18 protein-coding genes and 1 pseudogene are annotated in these 17,056 nt (G+C 73.0%); 7 read left to right on the top strand and 12 right to left on the bottom strand.

The genetic code is table 11. The features are described 5' to 3' along the window. Positions 1–193 precede the first annotated feature (193 nt). The 3 genes from ABZY33_RS19625 (at position 194) to ABZY33_RS19615 (ending at position 2,475) form a co-directional block, all read left to right on the top strand. Positions 194–1,279, top strand: a complete 1,086-nt coding sequence (locus ABZY33_RS19625) for a M4 family metallopeptidase (protein WP_356492869.1) — start codon at positions 194–196, stop codon at positions 1,277–1,279. Positions 1,280–1,322: 43 nt separating this feature from the next. Further along, positions 1,323–1,589, top strand: a complete 267-nt coding sequence (locus tag ABZY33_RS19620; RefSeq protein ID WP_356492868.1) for a protealysin inhibitor emfourin — start codon at positions 1,323–1,325, stop codon at positions 1,587–1,589. A 64-nt stretch (positions 1,590–1,653) separates the two neighbouring features. After that, complete coding sequence (locus tag ABZY33_RS19615) at positions 1,654–2,475, top strand: GNAT family N-acetyltransferase (protein ID WP_356492867.1); 822 nt, start codon at positions 1,654–1,656, stop codon at positions 2,473–2,475. Positions 2,476–2,656: 181 nt separating this feature from the next. Here the strand turns inward: ABZY33_RS19615 and ABZY33_RS19610 are convergent, their stop codons facing one another. Next, positions 2,657–3,514, bottom strand: coding sequence for an NAD(P)-dependent oxidoreductase (locus ABZY33_RS19610; RefSeq protein ID WP_356492866.1), 858 nt, complete (start codon positions 3,512–3,514; stop codon positions 2,657–2,659). A gap of 127 nt (positions 3,515–3,641) precedes the next feature. Here ABZY33_RS19610 and ABZY33_RS19605 point away from each other — a divergent pair, with 127 nt between their 5' ends. Then, positions 3,642–4,469, top strand: coding sequence for a helix-turn-helix transcriptional regulator (locus ABZY33_RS19605; RefSeq protein ID WP_356492865.1), 828 nt, complete (start codon positions 3,642–3,644; stop codon positions 4,467–4,469). Positions 4,470–4,471: 2 nt separating this feature from the next. On the opposite strand, the gene era is transcribed toward ABZY33_RS19605, so the two are convergent. Next, on the bottom strand, positions 4,472–5,422 hold the full coding sequence (gene era / locus ABZY33_RS19600) for a GTPase Era (protein WP_356492864.1): 951 nt from the start codon (positions 5,420–5,422) through the stop codon (positions 4,472–4,474). A 142-nt stretch (positions 5,423–5,564) separates the two neighbouring features. On the opposite strand from era, the gene ABZY33_RS19595 reads away from it, so the two are divergent. After that, positions 5,565–6,881 (top strand): ammonium transporter, encoded by a 1,317-nt coding sequence (locus ABZY33_RS19595; protein WP_356492863.1) that lies wholly within the window; start codon positions 5,565–5,567, stop codon positions 6,879–6,881. Continuing rightward, positions 6,878–7,216, top strand: coding sequence for a P-II family nitrogen regulator (locus tag ABZY33_RS19590; RefSeq protein ID WP_356492862.1), 339 nt, complete (start codon positions 6,878–6,880; stop codon positions 7,214–7,216). Before ABZY33_RS19595 ends, ABZY33_RS19590 begins: the two co-directional genes overlap by 4 nt. Positions 7,217–7,270: 54 nt before the next feature. Here the strand turns inward: ABZY33_RS19590 and ABZY33_RS19585 are convergent. From ABZY33_RS19585 to ABZY33_RS19555, 7 genes and pseudogenes are all read right to left on the bottom strand, one after another. After that, a pseudogene (locus tag ABZY33_RS19585) lies at positions 7,271–7,651 on the bottom strand (transglycosylase family protein); the annotation flags it as partial. A gap of 324 nt (positions 7,652–7,975) precedes the next feature. After that, entirely contained in the window at positions 7,976–8,329 is a 354-nt protein-coding gene (locus ABZY33_RS19580; RefSeq protein ID WP_356492861.1) for a cytidine deaminase, read from the bottom strand. A 37-nt stretch (positions 8,330–8,366) separates the two neighbouring features. After that, positions 8,367–8,723 (bottom strand): MmcQ/YjbR family DNA-binding protein, encoded by a 357-nt coding sequence (locus ABZY33_RS19575; protein ID WP_356492860.1) that lies wholly within the window; start codon positions 8,721–8,723, stop codon positions 8,367–8,369. Then, entirely contained in the window at positions 8,720–10,012 is a 1,293-nt protein-coding gene (locus tag ABZY33_RS19570) for a hemolysin family protein (RefSeq protein ID WP_356492859.1), read from the bottom strand. Before ABZY33_RS19570 ends, ABZY33_RS19575 begins: the two co-directional genes overlap by 4 nt. Further along, on the bottom strand, positions 10,009–10,506 hold the full coding sequence (gene ybeY, locus ABZY33_RS19565; RefSeq protein ID WP_356492858.1) for an rRNA maturation RNase YbeY: 498 nt from the start codon (positions 10,504–10,506) through the stop codon (positions 10,009–10,011). Before ybeY ends, ABZY33_RS19570 begins: the two co-directional genes overlap by 4 nt. 12 nt (positions 10,507–10,518) lie before the next feature. Then, the gene (locus ABZY33_RS19560) at positions 10,519–11,586 is read right to left on the bottom strand and encodes a PhoH family protein (RefSeq protein ID WP_356492857.1); all 1,068 of its coding nucleotides are present in this window, start codon (positions 11,584–11,586) and stop codon (positions 10,519–10,521) included. A 146-nt stretch (positions 11,587–11,732) separates the two neighbouring features. Continuing rightward, positions 11,733–12,848, bottom strand: a complete 1,116-nt coding sequence (locus tag ABZY33_RS19555) for a PfkB family carbohydrate kinase (RefSeq protein ID WP_356492856.1) — start codon at positions 12,846–12,848, stop codon at positions 11,733–11,735. A gap of 361 nt (positions 12,849–13,209) precedes the next feature. Between ABZY33_RS19555 and ABZY33_RS19550 the strand changes: the two genes are divergently transcribed. Next, complete coding sequence (locus ABZY33_RS19550; RefSeq protein ID WP_356492855.1) at positions 13,210–14,553, top strand: MFS transporter; 1,344 nt, start codon at positions 13,210–13,212, stop codon at positions 14,551–14,553. On the opposite strand, the gene ABZY33_RS19545 is transcribed toward ABZY33_RS19550, so the two are convergent. From ABZY33_RS19545 to ABZY33_RS19535, 3 genes are read right to left on the bottom strand one after another with little or no spacing between them, the layout of a single operon-like run. Then, complete coding sequence (locus ABZY33_RS19545) at positions 14,505–15,536, bottom strand: adenosine deaminase (protein WP_356492854.1); 1,032 nt, start codon at positions 15,534–15,536, stop codon at positions 14,505–14,507. The genes ABZY33_RS19550 and ABZY33_RS19545 overlap by 49 nt on opposite strands. A 25-nt stretch (positions 15,537–15,561) precedes the next feature. Next, on the bottom strand, positions 15,562–16,470 hold the full coding sequence (locus ABZY33_RS19540; RefSeq protein WP_356492853.1) for a ribonuclease Z: 909 nt from the start codon (positions 16,468–16,470) through the stop codon (positions 15,562–15,564). A gap of 6 nt (positions 16,471–16,476) precedes the next feature. Further along, positions 16,477–16,830 (bottom strand): histidine triad nucleotide-binding protein, encoded by a 354-nt coding sequence (locus ABZY33_RS19535; protein ID WP_356492852.1) that lies wholly within the window; start codon positions 16,828–16,830, stop codon positions 16,477–16,479. Positions 16,831–17,056 lie beyond the last annotated feature (226 nt).

The following is a 17,056-nucleotide window of genomic DNA, read 5'->3' as shown; positions in this document are numbered from 1 at the left end:
CGCGGCAGCTAAGGAGAAGCAGCCCGAAACGCATGATGCACCGCACTTTAGCCGAGCCGCGCGGGACGCGAAGACCTGTATCAGTATGCGGGACCGGCCAGAGGTAACGGGTAAGAGGTGATCAATACCTCTATTTCACTAATCATTGTGGCAGGTAGTGACAGCACCCTCACCCAGTGCCACATTGCCTCGCATGACCACCACTCCGACGGGGAATCCGGCAGGGTTCGAGCCCGTCTTCTGCACGATCGTGCCGCCCCACCTCCAGGACCGGGTCGCCCGCTCCGGCGACACGGCGCTCGCCGCCCGGGCCCGCAGGAGCCTGGAGCGCGACGCCCTGGAGCGCACCCGCCGCCGGATGACGACCGTGCTCGGCGCGCCCGCCGTCGCGCCGTCGGCCGGCGCCGCGGACCAGAAGCCGCGGCGGACCATCTACGACGCCCGCCACCAGACCGGGCTGCCCGGCAGCGAGGTCCGCGGCGAGAGCGAGGGGCCCGGCGGCGACGCGACCGTCAACCGCGCCTTCGCCGGCCTCGGCGCCACCTTCGAGCTGTACCTGGAGAAGTACGCCCGCTACTCCATCGACGGCCAGGGCCTGCCGCTGAACGCGACGGTGCACTACGACGAGGACTACAACAACGCCTTCTGGAACGGCGAGCAGATGGTCTTCGGCGACGGTGACGGCGAGATCTTCCTCGACTTCACCCTCCCCGTCGACGTCATCGGCCACGAGCTGACCCACGGCGTCACGCAGTACACGGCGAACCTGACCTACTTCGGCCAGCCCGGCGCGCTGAACGAGTCGGTGTCGGACGTCTTCGGCTCGCTGATCAAGCAGTACTCGCTCGGCCAGACCGCCGCCGAGGCCGACTGGCTGATCGGCGCGGGCCTGCTCGCGCCGGGCGTCACCGGCGTCGCCCTGCGCTCCATGAAGGCCCCCGGCACGGCGTACGACGACGACGTGCTCGGCAAGGACCCGCAGCCGGCGGACATGGCGCACTACGTGCGGACCGGCCGGGACAACGGCGGCGTGCACCTCAACTCCGGCATCCCCAACCGCGCCTTCTACATCGTCGCCGACGCGCTCGGCGGGCACGCGTGGGAGCGGGCGGGGCAGATCTGGTTCGACACCCTCACCGGCGGCGAGCTGGAACAGGACTGTTCCTTCACCGACTTCGCCAGGGCCACGGTGCGGGCCGCGCAGGCCCGCTACGGCGCGGGCGAGGAGCATCAGTCGGTGCTCAAGGCCTGGGAGCAGGTCGGGGTCCCCACCCAGTGACCGCGGGCCCCGGCGGGCCCCCGACAGGAGTAGACAGGGACCCATGCGTATTCACGTCTCCCGCACGGGCGGGTTCGCCGGCATCGAGCGGCACGCGGAGGTCGACACCGCGGGCCGCGCCGACGCCCCGGAGTGGCACGCCCTGGCCGAGCGGGCGGTGGCCGCGGGCCGGGGCACGCCGCCCGCCGGGGTCCCGGACGGGTTCGGCTACACCATCACCGTGGACGGCACCCGCGTGTACTGCGCGGATCCCCGGCTCACCGAGGAACAGCGCAGCCTGATCACCCGGGTACTCAAGGAAGGGGCATGAGCGGCGTGCGGGGCCGGGAAAATCCGGTCGGCCGCCGGGCCCGGCTGCCGTAACCTCCGTACCGATGGCCACTGTTGACGCTCCCCCGCCCCTTCTCGCCCGCCTGGAACGGTACTACGACGCGGTGCCGCGCGCGGCCGCCCGCGTCGAGGAGTACGGCTCGCTCACGCTCTTCGTCCGCGAGGGCCCGGGCTGGCCGTACTACGCGCGGCCCGCGCTGCGCCCGGACGCCCCGCCGCCGGGCGTGGCCGATGTCCGTGCCGTGGCCGCGCGGCAGGCGGAGCTGGGGGCGCCGGTGGCGTTCGAGTGGGTGGCCGAGACGACGCCCGGTCTGCGCGCGGCCGTCGAGGCGGCCGGACTGCACGTCAGCGAGCATCCGCTGATGGCGCGGGACGCGTCGGCGCCTCTGCCCGGGCGGCATCCTCTCGTCCGCGTCCTGGACGCGGCGGACCCGTTCCTGGCGGCGGCGCTGGCGTTGCCGCACGTGGCGTTCGCCCACCCCGGGACTGCGACGGGCCCGGTGGGCGCCGCGGAACTCACCGCGGAGGTCGCGGCACGGGCGGCGGACGGCACGGTCCCGGACCACCAGGAGCGGATCCGCGCGGGCCGGGTGGTCGTCGCGGCGGCCGTCGAGAACGGGGTGGTGCTCGGCTCCGGCATGCACCTGCCCGTCGGCGACGTCACGGAGGTCGCCGGTGTCGGCACGCTGCCGGCCGCGCGCCGCCGGGGCCTCGGCCTCGCGGTGACGGCGGAACTGGTCCGCTCCGCGCTCGCCTCCGGCGTCTCTACGGTGTTCTTGTCGGCCGGGGACGATGAGGTGGCCCGCCTCTACGCCCGCCTGGGTTTCCACCCGGTGGGCACGGCCCTGATCGGCGCTCTCCAGTAACCCGGATCAACGTCGCGGCCGGCCGCGCAGTTCCCCGCGCCCCTGGCGGGGCACAGCGCCCAAACCCAGCCCCTCCGGCGATTGAGGAGCGGGGACCGGGGCGGAGCCCCGGGGCTTCGCGTCATCGCCGGGTGCGCCACCATCGCGGCCGGTCGCGCAGTTCCCCGCGCCCCTGGCGGGGCTACAGCGCGCCGGCGTCGCGGGCCGTCCAGACCGACGGGAAGAACGGGCGGTAGCCCAGGTCACGCCGGATCCGGTCGGTCGACATGACGCCCCGCCACGGATCGGAGTCCACCTTCTCGTACAGCTCGCCCGGCACGGCCACCCCATTGAGCCGGTAGAGGTCGACCGTCGTGATCGGGGCGTCGTCGGCGATGTTGTAGAGGCGGCCGCGCACGCCCGGCGCGTACAGCAGCCGTTGCAGCCCCTGCGCCACATCCGCGTGGTGCCCCATGTGCAGCCACTGCGTGGCGGGCCACCGCGGCGCCCAGTGCATCGCGTTCGCCAGATGCGGGTCCCCGTCGCCGTACACGAAGGGCAGCCGCCCGATCCGCAGGTCGTCGAGGCCCTCCATCGCCCGCAGCGCCCGCTCCGCCTCCCCCTTCGACTCGGGGTACGCGCCCCACATGGAGCCGCCCGGCACCGTCACGTCGTCCTCGACCAGCGGCCTGCCCCGCCCCTGCCCGTACACCAGCCCGGTGCTGACCTGCACGAACCGTCGCACGCCGGAGGCGACCGCGGCCCGCCCCAGCTCGATGGCCGCGTCCCGGTTGACCGCGCGCGCCTCCTCGTCGGGTACCCCGCGGAAGGCGGCGGCGACGTTCACCACCGCGTCCACCCCGGCCGTCGCCCTGCCGAGCGCGTCGGCGTCCCGCAGGTCGCCGACGACCACCTGCGCGCCCAGCTCGGCGAACCGTTCCGCGCGGGCCGCGTCCCGCACCAGGACCCGTACCTCGTCGCCGGGCGCCCCGTTCTGCAGCAGCCGCGGCACGAACCGCCGCCCGACCTGTCCGGTCGCACCTGTCACCAACGTCAGCATGGCCGCCTCCTCGTCGTCGTAGCCATGCGTCCACCGTGGGCCGGGCGGCGGCGCGGCGGGAGAGACGCGTCGATCCAGGGACCGGCACACCCTGGATAACCCGGGCGGCCCGCGCCACCCTGGAGAGGTGAACCGTGCCGAACTCGCCGACTTCCTGCGCCGCGCCCGCGCCCGTCTCTCCCCCGGTGACGTGGGCCTGACCCCGGGCGCCCGGCGCCGGACACCGGGGCTGCGCCGCGAGGAGGTGGCGCAGCTCGCCGGGATGTCGGCGGACTACTACACGCGTCTGGAGCAGCGCCGCGGCTCACACCCCTCGCGGCAGATGCTCACCGCGCTGGCCCGGGCGCTGCGCCTGACGGCCGACGAACGCGACCACCTGTTCCATCTGGCGGGCGAGGAGCCCCCGCGCCCGAGCGGTTCCTCGGGCCACGTACGGCCCGGGCTGCTGATGATCCTGGACCGGCTGCACGATCTGCCCGCGCAGGTGCTGAGCGACTGGGGCGAAGTACTCGCGCAGAACACGATGGCGGTGGCCCTGTCCGGCGAGCACACGGGCGAGAACCTGGTCCGCCGCTACTTCACGGACCCGGCCCTGCGCGCCATGATCCCGCCGGAGGACCACGCGACACACGCCCGCGCGCACGTGGCGCACCTGCGGGCGGTCGTCGCCGCGCGCCCCGACGATCCGGGGCCGGCCGCGCTCGTCGCCGAACTGCGGCGCGCCAGCGAGGAGTTCCGGCGGTTGTGGGCGTCGCACGAGGTGGCGGTGCGACGGGCGGCGACCAAGCGGTTCCTGCACCCGGTGGTGGGGACCCTGGACCTGGACTGCGAGGTGCTGCTCAGCGACGGCCACGACCAGCAGCTCGTGGTGCACTCGGCGCGGCCGGGCACGGCCACGTACGAACGCCTCGAACTGCTGCGGGTGATCGGGGTGCAGGACCTCAGCCCGGCGTAGGGTCAGAAACCGAGCTTGCGGAGCTGGCGCGGGTCGCGCTGCCAGTCCTTGGCCACCTTGACGTGCAGGTCGAGATAGACCGGCGTACCGAGCAGCGCCTCGATCTGTTTGCGGGACTTGATGCCGACGTCCTTGAGCCGCTTGCCCTTCGGGCCGATGATGATGCCCTTCTGGCTGGGCCGCTCGATGTAGACGAAGGCGTGGATGTCCAGGAGCGGCTTGTCGGCCGGCCGGTCCTCGCGCGGCAGCATCTCCTCCACCACGACGGCGATGGAGTGCGGCAGCTCGTCCCGGACGCCTTCGAGCGCGGCCTCGCGGATCAGCTCCGCGACCATGACCTGCTCGGGCTCGTCGGTGAGGTCGCCCTCGGGGTAGAGCGCGGGCCCCTCCGGCAGCAGCGGCACGATGAGGTCGGCGAGCAGGCCGATCTGCTGGTCGCCGACGGCCGACACGGGGATGATCTCGGCCCACTCGAAGCCGAGCTCCTTGCCGAGCTGGTCGATGGCGATGAGCTGCTCGGCGAGGGTCTTGCTGTCGACGAGGTCGGTCTTGGTGACGACGGCGATCTTCGGCGTCTTCTTGATCGACGCCAGTTCCTTGGCGATGAACCGGTCGCCGGGGCCGAGCTTCTCGTTCGCCGGCAGGCAGAAGCCGATGACGTCGACCTCGGCCCACGTGGTGCGGACCACGTCGTTGAGCCGCTCGCCGAGCAGCGTGCGCGGCTTGTGGAGCCCGGGGGTGTCCACCAGGATCAGCTGCGCGTCGTCGCGGTGCACGATGCCGCGCACGGTGTGCCGCGTGGTCTGCGGCTGGTCGGCGGTGATCGCCACCTTCTTGCCGACCAGAGCGTTCGTCAGGGTGGACTTGCCCGCGTTGGGACGGCCGACGAAGCAGGCGAATCCAGCACGATGGGCAGGTCCGGCGGCGGGGGTGTGAACGCTCATGGCGTCCATTGTCCCTGATCCGGAAGGCCCGCGAGCACCGTGAGGTTCCGGTCACCTCCCGGCAACACGAAACACGGCGGAAACGCCGGGGTACGGATTCGGAAACGCGGACCGGTGAACCTCTACGGCAGCCCCCACCCGGAGGAGACCCGTGACCGCCACCCTCGCCGCAGGCCCGGCCCCCGCCCTGGACACCGGTGACACCGCCTGGCTGCTCGCCGCCACCGCCCTCGTCCTGCTGATGACACCCGGCCTCGCCCTGTTCTACGGCGGCATGGTCCGCTCCAAGAGCGTCCTGAACATGCTGATGATGAGCTTCGTCTCGATCGCGCTCGTGACGGTGGTCTGGCTGGTCGCGGGGTACTCGCTGGCGTTCGGCGACGACTCCTTCGCCGGGCTGGTCGGCGGCCTGGGGCACGCGGGCATGGCGGGGATCGGCCCGGCCTCGCTCACCGGCACCGTCCCGACGTTCCTCTTCACGACCTTCCAGCTGACGTTCGCGATCATCACCGCGGCGCTGATCAGCGGGGCCGTCGCGGACCGGACGAAGTTCGGCGCGTGGCTGGTCTTCGTCCCGGTGTGGGCGCTGCTCGTATACGTTCCGGTGGCGCACTGGGTCTGGGGCCCCGGCGGCTGGATCAGGGAGCGTCTGGGCGCCCTGGACTTCGCGGGCGGCCTCGTGGTCGAGATCGCCTCCGGCGCGTCGGGCCTGGCGCTGTGCCTGGTGCTCGGGCCGCGCGCGGGCTTCAAGAAGGACGCGATGCGCCCGCACAACCTGCCGATGGTGGTCATGGGCGCGGGGCTGCTCTGGTTCGGCTGGCTCGGCTTCAACGGCGGCTCGGCGCTCGGCGCGAACGGGCTGGCCGCCGCCTCCCTGTTCAACACCCTGATCGCGGGCTGCACCGGCCTGCTCGGCTGGCTCTTCGTGGAGCAGCGGCGCGACGGTCACCCGACGACGTTCGGCGCCGCGTCGGGCGCGGTGGCGGGCCTGGTCGCGATCACCCCGGCCTGCGGGGTCGTGGGGGTCCTCGGCGCGGCCGTCGTCGGACTCGTGGCCGGTGTCGTCTGCTCGTACGCGGTGGCGTGGAAGTTCGTCCTCGGCTACGACGACTCGCTGGATGTCGTCGGCGTGCACTTCGTCGGCGGTGTCGTCGGCACTCTCCTCATCGGTCTCTTCGCCACCTCGACGATGACCGGCTCCGCGAAGGAGGGACTGTTCTACGGGGGCGGCGCCGGGCAGCTCGGCAGGCAGCTGCTCGCGGTCCTGGTCGTGGCGGCGTACACCTTCCTCGTCACGTACGGGATCGGCAAGGCCCTCGCGAAGCTGATGGGGTTCCGGGCGTCGGCCGAGGAGGAGCTGACCGGCCTGGACCAGACCGTGCACGCGGAGAGTGCGTACGATCACGGCGTCCTGGGCGCCACGGTCCACCCCGCGTCCGCCCCCGCCGCCCGAAAGGTCGCGCCATGAAGCTGATCACCGCGGTCGTCAAGCCGTACCGCCTCGACGAGGTCAAGACGGCGCTGCAGGAGCTGGGCGTGCTCGGCCTGACGGTGACGGAGGCCAGTGGGTACGGGCGCCAGCGCGGCCACACCGAGGTGTACCGGGGCGCCGAGTACCAGGTCGACCTCGTGCCCAAGGTGCGGATCGAGGTCGTGGTCGGGGACGAGGACGCCGAGCCGGCGATGGACGCGATCGTGCGCGCGGCCCGTACCGGGAAGATCGGTGACGGCAAGGTGTGGGCGGTGCCGGTGGAGAGCGTGGTGCGGGTGCGGACGGGCGAGAGGGGCCCGGACGCGGTCTGAGACCGGTCCCGGGCCCCTCGTGTGCGCGGGTGTGCGCGCCGGGTCAGCGGCTCACAGGCCGGCGCCGCAGACGGGCCAGGCGTTCGGGCCCTGGGCCGCGAGGACCTGCTCGGCGACGGAGATCTGCTCGGCCTTGGTGGCGAGGTTCGCGGTCGCGGCGTACTTGGTGCCGCCGTAGGCGGCCCAGGTGGACGGCGTGAACTGCAGGCCGCCGGAGAAGCCGTTGCCGGTGTCGGCTGCCCAGTTGCCGCTGGACTCGCACTGGGCGACGGCGTCCCACTTGCTCGTGGGGGCGCCGGCCGTCGCGGAGGCCGAGTCCGTGCCGGCGAGCACCATGGCGCCCGCGGCGCCGGCGAGGGCGCCGGTGGCGGCGAGACGGCGGACGCGGGAGGTACGGGTGGCACGGGCGGCGGAGGAACGGGCGGAGAAGAGCACGGAGAAAGCCTTCGTTCGGGGACGGGGACGGCCGCGGCGCTCCCCGGAAGGGGACGCTGTCGAAGCGCTGACTGCACCGGGCGACCGCTCCACCATGGCCCGCGCACCCCGGCCCGTCCCAGGGGTCGCAGGCCCCGCAGCAAGGACGTCCGCCCTCACTTGCGTCCCGCGCCACCCCGGGCCGGACGGCCCGGGCCGAACGTCCCGCGCGCCCCGCACCGCGCACCGGGGCCGCCCGGCGGCCCCGCGCCGGTCCCCGGGACCGAGGCCCCGGGCGCGCCCGATGGTGATCGTCCTCACACCACCGCGCCGCATGGGTCCGGCTCAGCCGGCTCCGAGGGTGGCCCGCACCGTCCCGTCGGCCCCCGCGAGGAAGACCGGCGTACCCGCACCGCCGAGGTCGCGTACGGCGGCGAGGTCCTCCCCGGGCAGCTCCTGCGCCGCCGAGACGACGGCCGCCGCCTCCAGGGACTGCGCGCCGGACGCCACGGCCATGGCGACGGCGGTACGCAGCGCGCTCAGCCGGAGCGAGTCGAGGGCGACGGAGCCCGCGACGTACGTGCGGCCGGTCTCGTCGCGGACGGCCGCGCCCTCGGGCACGCCGTTGCGGGCCCGCGCGGAGCGGGCCAGGGTGACGATCTTGCGGTCCTCGGGGCCGAGGTCGGTGCTCTCAGTCATGGGGTGAGCATAAGGAGGGAGCCGCGGCCGGGGGTGCTCAGGGCCGGTCGAGCCGGAGCCGCTCGGCGCGCGGCAGCCCCGCCACCACGAGGTCGTAGGAGTCCTCGACCAGCTCCCGCACGAAAGCGGCCGGCAGCTCGCCCACGGTGACGGTGTTCCAGTGCCGCTTGTTCATGTGCCAGCCGGGGACGACGACGCCCGGGTACTCCTCGCGCAGCCGCACGGCGTCCTCGGGATCGCACTTGAGGTTGACGGTCAGCGGCCGCCCGTCCAGGGAGCTGAGCGCGAACATCTTCCCCAGCACCTTGAAGACGGACGTCTCGGGGGTGAAGGGGAAGTCCTCCACCGCCGCGTTGAACGACAGGCACAGGGCGCGCAGCTCGTCCGGGCTCATCCGGTCCGCTCCTCACCGGCTCCGACGGGCTCCACGAGCACCGTCACGATCTTGTTCCGGCGGCCGGCGGCGGCCTCGGCGGTGAGCCGCAGCCGCCGCTCGTCGGGCAGGGTCACCGCGGAGGAGGCACCGGCGATGGGCACCCGGCCCAGCGCCTTGGCGAGCAGCCCGCCGACGGTCTCCACGTCCTCGTCGTCGTACTCCTCGATGCCGTACAGCTCTCCGAGGTCGCCGATGTCGAGCCGGGCGGTGACGCGGAAGCGGTCGTCGCCCAACTCCTCGACGGGCGGCAGCTCGCGGTCGTACTCGTCGGTGATCTCGCCGACGATCTCCTCCAGGATGTCCTCGATGGTGACGATGCCGGCCGTGCCGCCGTACTCGTCGATGACGACGGCCACGTGGTTGCGCAGCTGCTGCATCTCGCGCAGCAGGTCACCGGCGTTCTTCGTGTCGGGCACGAAGGTGGCGGGCCGCATGGCGGTGGAGACCAGCTCGGCCTCGGAGTCGCGGTTGATGTGGGTCTTGCGGACCAGGTCCTTCAGATAGACGATGCCGACGACGTCGTCCTCGCTCTCCCCCACCACCGGGATCCGCGAGAACCCGGAGCGCAGCGCGAGCGTCAGTGCCTGCCGGATCGTCTTGTACCGCTCGATGACCACCAGATCCGTGCGCGGCACCATGACCTCGCGCACGAGGGTGTCGCCCAGCTCGAAGACGGAGTGCACCATGCGGCGCTCCTCGTCCTCGATGAGGGACTCCTTCTCGGCGAGGTCGACCATGGCGCGCAGCTCGGCCTCGGAGGCGAACGGCCCGCGCCGGAACCCCTTGCCCGGGGTCAGCGCGTTGCCGATGAGGATCAGCAGCGGCGGCACGGGGCCCATCACCCGGGCCAGCGGCAGCAGCACGTAGGCGGCAGCGGTGGCGGTGTTCAGGGGGTGCTGGCGCCCGATGGTGCGGGGCGAGACGCCGACGGCCACGTACGAGACGAGCACCATCACGCCGATGGCGACGAGCAGCGCCTGCCAGGTGGCGGTGAACTCCTCCAGGCACGCGTACGTGACCAGGGCGGCGGCCGCCATCTCGCAGGCGACGCGCACCAGCAGCGCGACGTTCAGGTACCGGGTGGGGTCGGCGGCGACCTGCGCCAGCCTGGCGCTGCCGCGCCGCCCGGAGCGGACGGCCTCCTCGGCGCGGAAGCTCGACGTCCGCGCGATACCGGCCTCGGCGCACGCGGCGAGCCAGGCGACGACGACCAGCGCGACGGCGCCGGCGATCAGGGAAGGACTCATGACACGGTCGGCGCCGGGGACGGCCCGCTCAGCCCCTTCTCCGCGCGCCAGCCGTCCACGATGGCGGCCTGGAGCCCGAACATCTCGGCCTTCTCGTCCGGCTCCTCGTGGTCGTACCCCAGCAGGTGCAGCACCCCGTGCACGGTGAGCAGGTGCAGCTCCTCGTCCATGGAGTGCTGGGTGGGCGCGTCCGCGCCCTGCTGCTTCGCGACCTCGGGGCAGAGCACGATGTCGCCGAGGAGGCCCTGCGGGGGCTCGTCGTCGTCCTTCATGGGCGGCCGCAGCTCGTCCATCGGGAAGGACATGACGTCCGTCGGCCCCGGCAGGTCCATCCACTGCACGTGCAGCTGCGCCATGGCGTCGCTGTCCACGACGATCACCGAGAGCTCGGAGAGCGGGTGGATACGCATCCGCGCGAGCGCGTAGCGGGCGATGTCGAGGATCGCCTGCTCGTCGACCTCGGTTCCGGACTCGTTGTTGACGTCGATCGACATGGCGCTCTCGTACTACTTTCCTTGGGTCCCTCTGGGGCGGCCCTTGTGGGAGCCGTTCTCCGTACCGTTCTCGGAGTCGTACTTCTCGTACGCGTCGACGATACGGCCGACCAGCTTGTGCCGGACGACATCCTGGGACGACAGCCGCGAGAAGTGCACGTCGTCGAGGCCCTCCAGGATGTCCTGCACCTGGCGCAGCCCGCTCTTCGTGCCGTTCGGCAGGTCGACCTGTGTCACGTCACCGGTGATCACGATCTTCGAGTCGAACCCGAGCCGGGTCAGGAACATCTTCATCTGCTCGGGGCTGGTGTTCTGCGCCTCGTCGAGGATGATGAAGGCGTCGTTCAACGTGCGGCCCCGCATGTACGCCAGCGGCGCCACCTCGATGGTCCCGGCCGCCATCAGGCGTGGGATCGAGTCCGGGTCGAGCATGTCGTGCAGGGCGTCGTAGAGCGGGCGCAGGTACGGGTCGATCTTCTCGTACAGGGTGCCGGGCAGGAAGCCGAGCCGCTCGCCGGCCTCCACCGCGGGCCGGGTCAGGATGATCCGGTTGACCTGCTTGGACTGCAGGGCCTGCACGGCCTTGGCCATGGCGAGGTAGGTCTTGCCGGTGCCCGCCGGGCCGATGCCGAAGACGATGGTGTGCTTGTCGATGGCGTCGACGTACCGCTTCTGGTTCAGCGTCTTGGGGCGGATGGTGCGCCCGCGCGAGGACAGGATGTTCTGCGTGAGCACCTCGGCCGGGGTCTCCGGACCGTCACCCTGACCGCTCTGCGTCGCCTTCAGCATGGCGATGGAGCGCTCCACGGCGTCCTCTGTCATCGGTGCCCCTGTCCTCAGGACCAGCATCATCTCGTCGAACAGGCGCTGGACGAGGGCGACTTCCCCCGGCTCTCCGGTCGCGCTGATCTCATTGCCCCGGACATGGATATCGGCCTCCGGGAAGGCTTCCTCGATCACACGCAACAGGGCGTCGCCCGAGCCCAGCACCTCGACCATGGGGTGCTTGGCCGGGACGGTGAACCGTGCGCTTGCCTGTTCCTGCCCGGTGGTGCGGGCGCTGGAGGGTGTCTGCGTCATGGGCGGGCCCTGAGGGCCGCATTCTCCTTGTGACAGCGGGGATCTGGTGCGTCCCAGCGTACGACGCTCCGCTGGGTTGCCCGAAGTCTTTTCGCGCCGCCAGGGGGGTTCCGGGGTTCAGGAAAAATGCCGGGGGGTTCCGGGGTTCAGGCTGTGCGGCCGAAGCCGATGGTCGGGACCGCACGGCGCAGGGGCCAGGGGCGGGTGGTCTCCGGGAGGAGAGGCTCCAGGAACGCGTAGCGGGCGAGCGCCGCGGGGTCCTGCTCCCCGCGCTCCTCGTACGCGTGGATCTGGCGCCACCACGCCGCCACCTCCGACCAGCCCGGCGCCGACAGCGACCCGCCGAACTCCTGCACGGACAGCGCCGCGGTGAGCCCGGCGAAGGCAAGGCGGTCGGCGAGCGGCCATCCCGCCAGCGTGCCGGTGACGAACCCGGCCACGAAGACGTCGCCCGCCCCGGTCGGGTCGAGCGCGGCCACCTCGATGGCCGGCACGGACGCCGTCTCGCCGGTCCGCGCGTCCACCGCGTAGGCGCCTTCCGCGCCCAGCGTGACCACGGCCAGCGGCACGTACTCGGCCAGCGCGTGCGCCGCGGCCCGCGGGCACGACGTACGGGTGTAGCGCATGGCCTCCTCGGCGTTGGGCAGGAACGCCTCGCACTGGCGCAGGTCCTGGAGCGCGGCGAGGTCCCAGCGGCCCGTGTCGTCCCAGCCCACGTCGGCGAAGATCCGCGTCCCGTTGCGCGCCGCCTCGCCGACCCACGGCGCCCCGACCCCGGGCACGAGGGACGCGACGGCGGCCCGCGCGGGCGGCGGGCAGCGGGGCGCGGGCTCCTCGGGCGGCGGCTCGTGGCCGTGGCTCACCATGGTGCGTTCGCCTTCGTAGGCCATGGACACGGTGACGGGCGAGTGCCAGCCGGCGACGGTCCGCGAGTGGCCCAGGTCGATGCCCTCGCCCTGCTCCAGGGTGTCCCAGCAGTACTCGCCGTAGTGGTCGTCCCCGAAGGCGGCGGCGAGCGACGTGCGCAGCCCGAGCCGGGCGAGCGCCGCCGCCATGTTCGCGATGCCCCCGGGGCTCGACCCCATTCCGCGTGCCCAGGACTCGGTGCCGCGGACCGGTGCGGTGTCAAGACCGGTGAAGACGATGTCGAGGAAGACGGTGCCGGTGAGGTAGACGTCGCAGGCCGGGTCGCCGGGCGCGCGCAGTCCCGCGAGAGGGTCCGTGTGGGCCGCTTCGGGGCGGGCGGGTTCGGGGTGGGTCACGTCCTTCTCCCTGCAGTGGTACGAGTCCGGCCAGTGTGCCTGAATCGGGCCGGTGTCCCGAGCGCCCAACTCCCGTTTCCCGCATCGGAACGGCCCCCGGTCACCACCCGGTGGTTCACCTGGGGGTCTCGTCGAAAAAACGTTGCAGCTACCCGGCCCCACCCCACCCAAACCGAATGTGATACAGGTCACACTGCCCCGGCTTCTGTGGGACCTCCGCGGCTTGATACAAATTGGCCGCGCCCCGACGTCCCCGGTTCGGTCCCGTTCGCAAAGACGTCGCGTCCCCCACTCCCCTTTCCTTACCACCCCCTGCCCAAAACAGCGTCCAAGGCAGAGGGGTCCGTCTTCAGGACTGCCCGTGTCTTCGCGCGCCCCCCGGCCGGCTCTCATCGCCCTCTTCACGGCCGGCTATCTCGCCGCCTACCTCCTGCCCACCGTTGTCGGCAGACTCGCCGACAGCCTGCGGCTTTCCCCCACCCAGGCCGGTCTGGCCGGCAGCGCCCTGCTGCTCAGCTCGGCCACCGCCGGCTTCACGCTCGCGGCCCGCGTCGAGCGGATCGGTGCCCGCCGCGCCGCCCGCGCCGGACTCCTGCTCGCCGCCGCCGGCTACGGCACCGCGGCGCTCTCCACCTCCGTCCCGCTGGTCGTCGCGGGTGCGATGATCGGCGGTTTCGGCTCAGGCACGGCGACGGCCGTCGCGGCCACCGGGATCGCCGCCCAGAAGGATCCGCACCGCGCGTCCACGCTCGGCCTGCTGACCGTCTCGGCGCTGGCCGGTGCCCTGTACCTGTCGATCCCACGGATCAGCCCGGCCGGCCACGCCCTGCCGTTCGCGGCACTCGCCGTCACCGCGCTCGCCGTGTGGCCCGCCACGTCCCGGCTCGGCGAGCCGGCCGGGCCGGACAACGGCCCGGCCCGGACCGCGCCCACCTTCCGCACGCCCCTCCCCTACGCGCGGGCCGGCTCCGCCCTGGCCGTGGTCATCGTCTGCTGGTCGATGGCGCAGAACTCGCTGTGGGGCGTCAGCAGCCGCATCGGCACCGTCCAGGCGGGCCTGAGCGAGGTCACCGTCGGCAGTGTCTTCGCGGTGGCGCTCGGCGCCGGGCTGCTCGGCGTGGTCGGCGCGGGCGCGCTCGGCACCCGGCTGGGCCGCGCGCTGCCCATCGGCGCCGGCACGGCGGCCATCGCGGGCTGCATCGCGCTCAGCGCCCGCGCCGACGGCCTGGGCTCCTTCGCGGGCGGCGAGATCGCCTGGAACACGCTCTACCCGGTGGTGCTCTCGTACCTGCTGGGCCTCGCCGCCTCGCTCGACCCGCGCGGCCGCTGGGCGGTCCTGGTCGGCTCGGCGTCCTCGCTCGGTACGGCGTGCGGCCCGCTGGTGGGCAGCTCCCTCTCGCAGGGGATCGGCTTCCCGGCGATGGGCACGGTGCTCGCCGCCGCGCTGCTCCTGCTGGCGGTCCCGCTGACCGCGGTGGCCCTGCACACGGCCGGCCGGCCGCTCTTCGCGGGCGCGGCCCGGCGCCGCAGCGGCGCCCCGGTCGGCGCGATCGTCCCGCCGTCGGGCCTGCTGGAGCAGCCCGTCGTCGAGATCTACCCGCTGGAGGTGCCCGCCGTCGCCGCACAGGAGTTCACGACGGCGGGACCCGACGGGGTTCAGCCCGAGATGTCGTCCAGCGGGTACGCCGCGACCTCGGCGAGATAGCGGGCGCGCAGCGCCTCGTCCTCCGCGCTGCCGTCCAGGAAGGCCGCCTCGAACGAGTTGCGGGCGAGTTCCCGCAGCCGGTCGTGGTCCACGGCCAGCGCCTCGTGCACGGCGTGGAAGGTGTCTCCGGCGTACCCGCCGAAGTAGGCCGGGTCGTCGGAGTTCACCGTGCACAGCAGCCCGGCGTCCATCATGGCGACGAGCGGGTGCTCCTCCAGGACGTCGATGGCGCGCAGCCGCACGTTCGACAGCGGGCAGAGCGTCAGCGGGATGCGGTCGCGCACGAGCCGCGCGACCAGCTCCGGGTCCTCCAGGGAGCGCAGGCCGTGGTCCACACGCTCGACACCGAGCACGTCGAGTGCCTCCCAGATGTACGAGGGGTCGCCCTCCTCGCCCGCGTGCGCGACCTTGCGCAGCCCGAGCGCGGCCGCGGCCGCGTAGACCGCACGGAACTTCGACGCGGGGTTGCCCACCTCGGCCGAGTCGAGTCCGACGCCCACGATGCGGTCCAGGTACGGCTTCGCGGCCTCCAGCGTCTCCATCGCCGACTCCGCCGGCTGATCACGCAGGAAGCACAGGATCAGCTTGGTGGAGACGCCGTGCCGCTCCTGGCTGCGGGCGAGGGCCCGGCCGAGCCCCTCGACGACCGTGCCGATCGCGACGCCGCGCGCCGTGTGGGCCTGCGGGTCGAAGAAGATCTCGGCGTGCCGCACGCCCTGTTCGGCGGCGCGGGCCAGATAGGCGTCGGCGAGCGCCTCGAAGTCCTCCTCGGTGACGAGGACGGCCATCAGCTCGTAGTAGAGGCCGAGGAAGGACTGGAGGTCGTCGAAGAGGTACGCCTTGCGCAGCGCCTCGGTGTCGGCGTAAGGCAGCGTGATGCCGTTGCGCTCGGCGAGGGTGAAGGCCAGCTCGGGTTCGAGAGTGCCTTCGATGTGCAGGTGCAGCTCGGCCTTGGGGATGCGAGCGAGGGGTGCGAGGGACATCCGAGCATCGTATGCGCCCCGCGGATCAGCGGCGTTTCGGCACCGGTACACGGTCCAGGTCGCGGGCGACCGTCAGCTCCCCCTCGAACCCGGCGGCCCGCGCCTGCCGCGCGAACTCCTCCGGGTCGCCGTAGCGCTGGCTGAAGTGCGTCAGGACGAGGTGGCGCACGCCGGCGTCGCGCGCGGTCCGCGCCGCCTGGCCGGCCGTCAGGTGGCCGTGGTCGGCGGCGAGTCCGTGGTCCGCGTCGAGGAACGTCGACTCGATGACGAGCAGATCGCACCCCTCGGCCAGCTCGTCCACCCCCGCGCACAGCCGGGTGTCCATGACGAACGCGACGCGCTGCCCGCGCCGCACCTCGCTGACGGCGTCGAGCGGGACCCCGCCGAGCCGGCCCTCGCGCTGGATCCGGCCCACGTCGGGGCCGGTGATGCCGTGCGCGGCGAGCCGCTCGGGCAGCATGCGCCGCCCGTCGGGTTCGACGAGGCGGTAGCCGTAGGACTCGACGGGGTGCGAGAGCCTGCGCGCCTCGAGCCGGTAGGCCGGGGTGTCGGCGAGCACCGCGCTCTCCCCGGCGACCGGCTCCTCGGTGATGCCGACGGTCTCCCGGTACGCGGTGGAGTACCGCAGCCGGTCGAAGAACCGCTGCCCGGACGCCGGGAAGTGGGCGGTCACCGGGTGCGGTACGCGGTCGAGGTTGATGCGCTGGATGACGCCGGCGAGCCCGAGCGAGTGGTCGCCGTGGAAGTGGGTGACGCAGATCCGGTTCAGGTCGTGCGCGGCGACCCCGGCGCGCAGCATCTGGCGCTGGGTGCCCTCGCCCGGGTCGAAGAGGATGCCTTCGGCGTCCCAGCGCAGCAGGTAGCCGTTGTGGTTGCGGTGGCGGGTCGGCACCTGGCTGGCGGTGCCGAGGACGACGAACTCCCGGACGGACACGGCGGGTCAGCCGGGAGGCCACTGGAGGCCGCGGCCGCCCAGGACGTGCGCGTGGGCGTGGAAGACGGTCTGGCCGGCGCCGCTGCCCGTGTTGAAGACCAGGCGGTACGCGGCCAGCTTCTCCTCCTTGGCGATCTCGCCGGCCTCGCGCAGCACGTCGGCGGCGATCTCCGGCTCGGCGGCGGCGAGCGAGGCGGCGTCCGGGTGGTGGACGCGCGGGATGACCAGGATGTGGGTGGGGGCCTGGGGGTTGATGTCCCGGAAGGCGACGGTGGTCGGGGTCTCCCGGACCAGGGTGGCGGGCACGTCCCCCGCGACGATCTTGCAGAACAGGCAGTCGGCCTGGGGTTCGCCGGTCACGTCGGGTCTCCTTTGCGGGGGCGTTGCGTCTGTGGCGGCATCGTATCGATCAGCCCTGCGTAGCGGCGCGCCGCGTCTGCCGGGTGGCTCCGCGCTGGGCGAGTGCGGCTCGGTCCGTGGTTGCTCGCGCAGTTCCCCGCGCCCCTGCGAGGCGCACTGTGTGCGCGCTCTTGGAGCTGCGGCGGAGCCGCATGCTCCAGGGGCGCGGGGAACTGCGCGACCAGCC

Origin of the sequence: Streptomyces sp. NPDC006552, assembly GCF_040611655.1 — a bacterium.
Classification (GTDB): Bacteria; Actinomycetota; Actinomycetes; order Streptomycetales; family Streptomycetaceae; genus Streptomyces.
The sequence above is the reverse complement of the archived record's forward strand: the minus strand, read 5'-3'. Positions and strand labels throughout refer to the sequence as shown.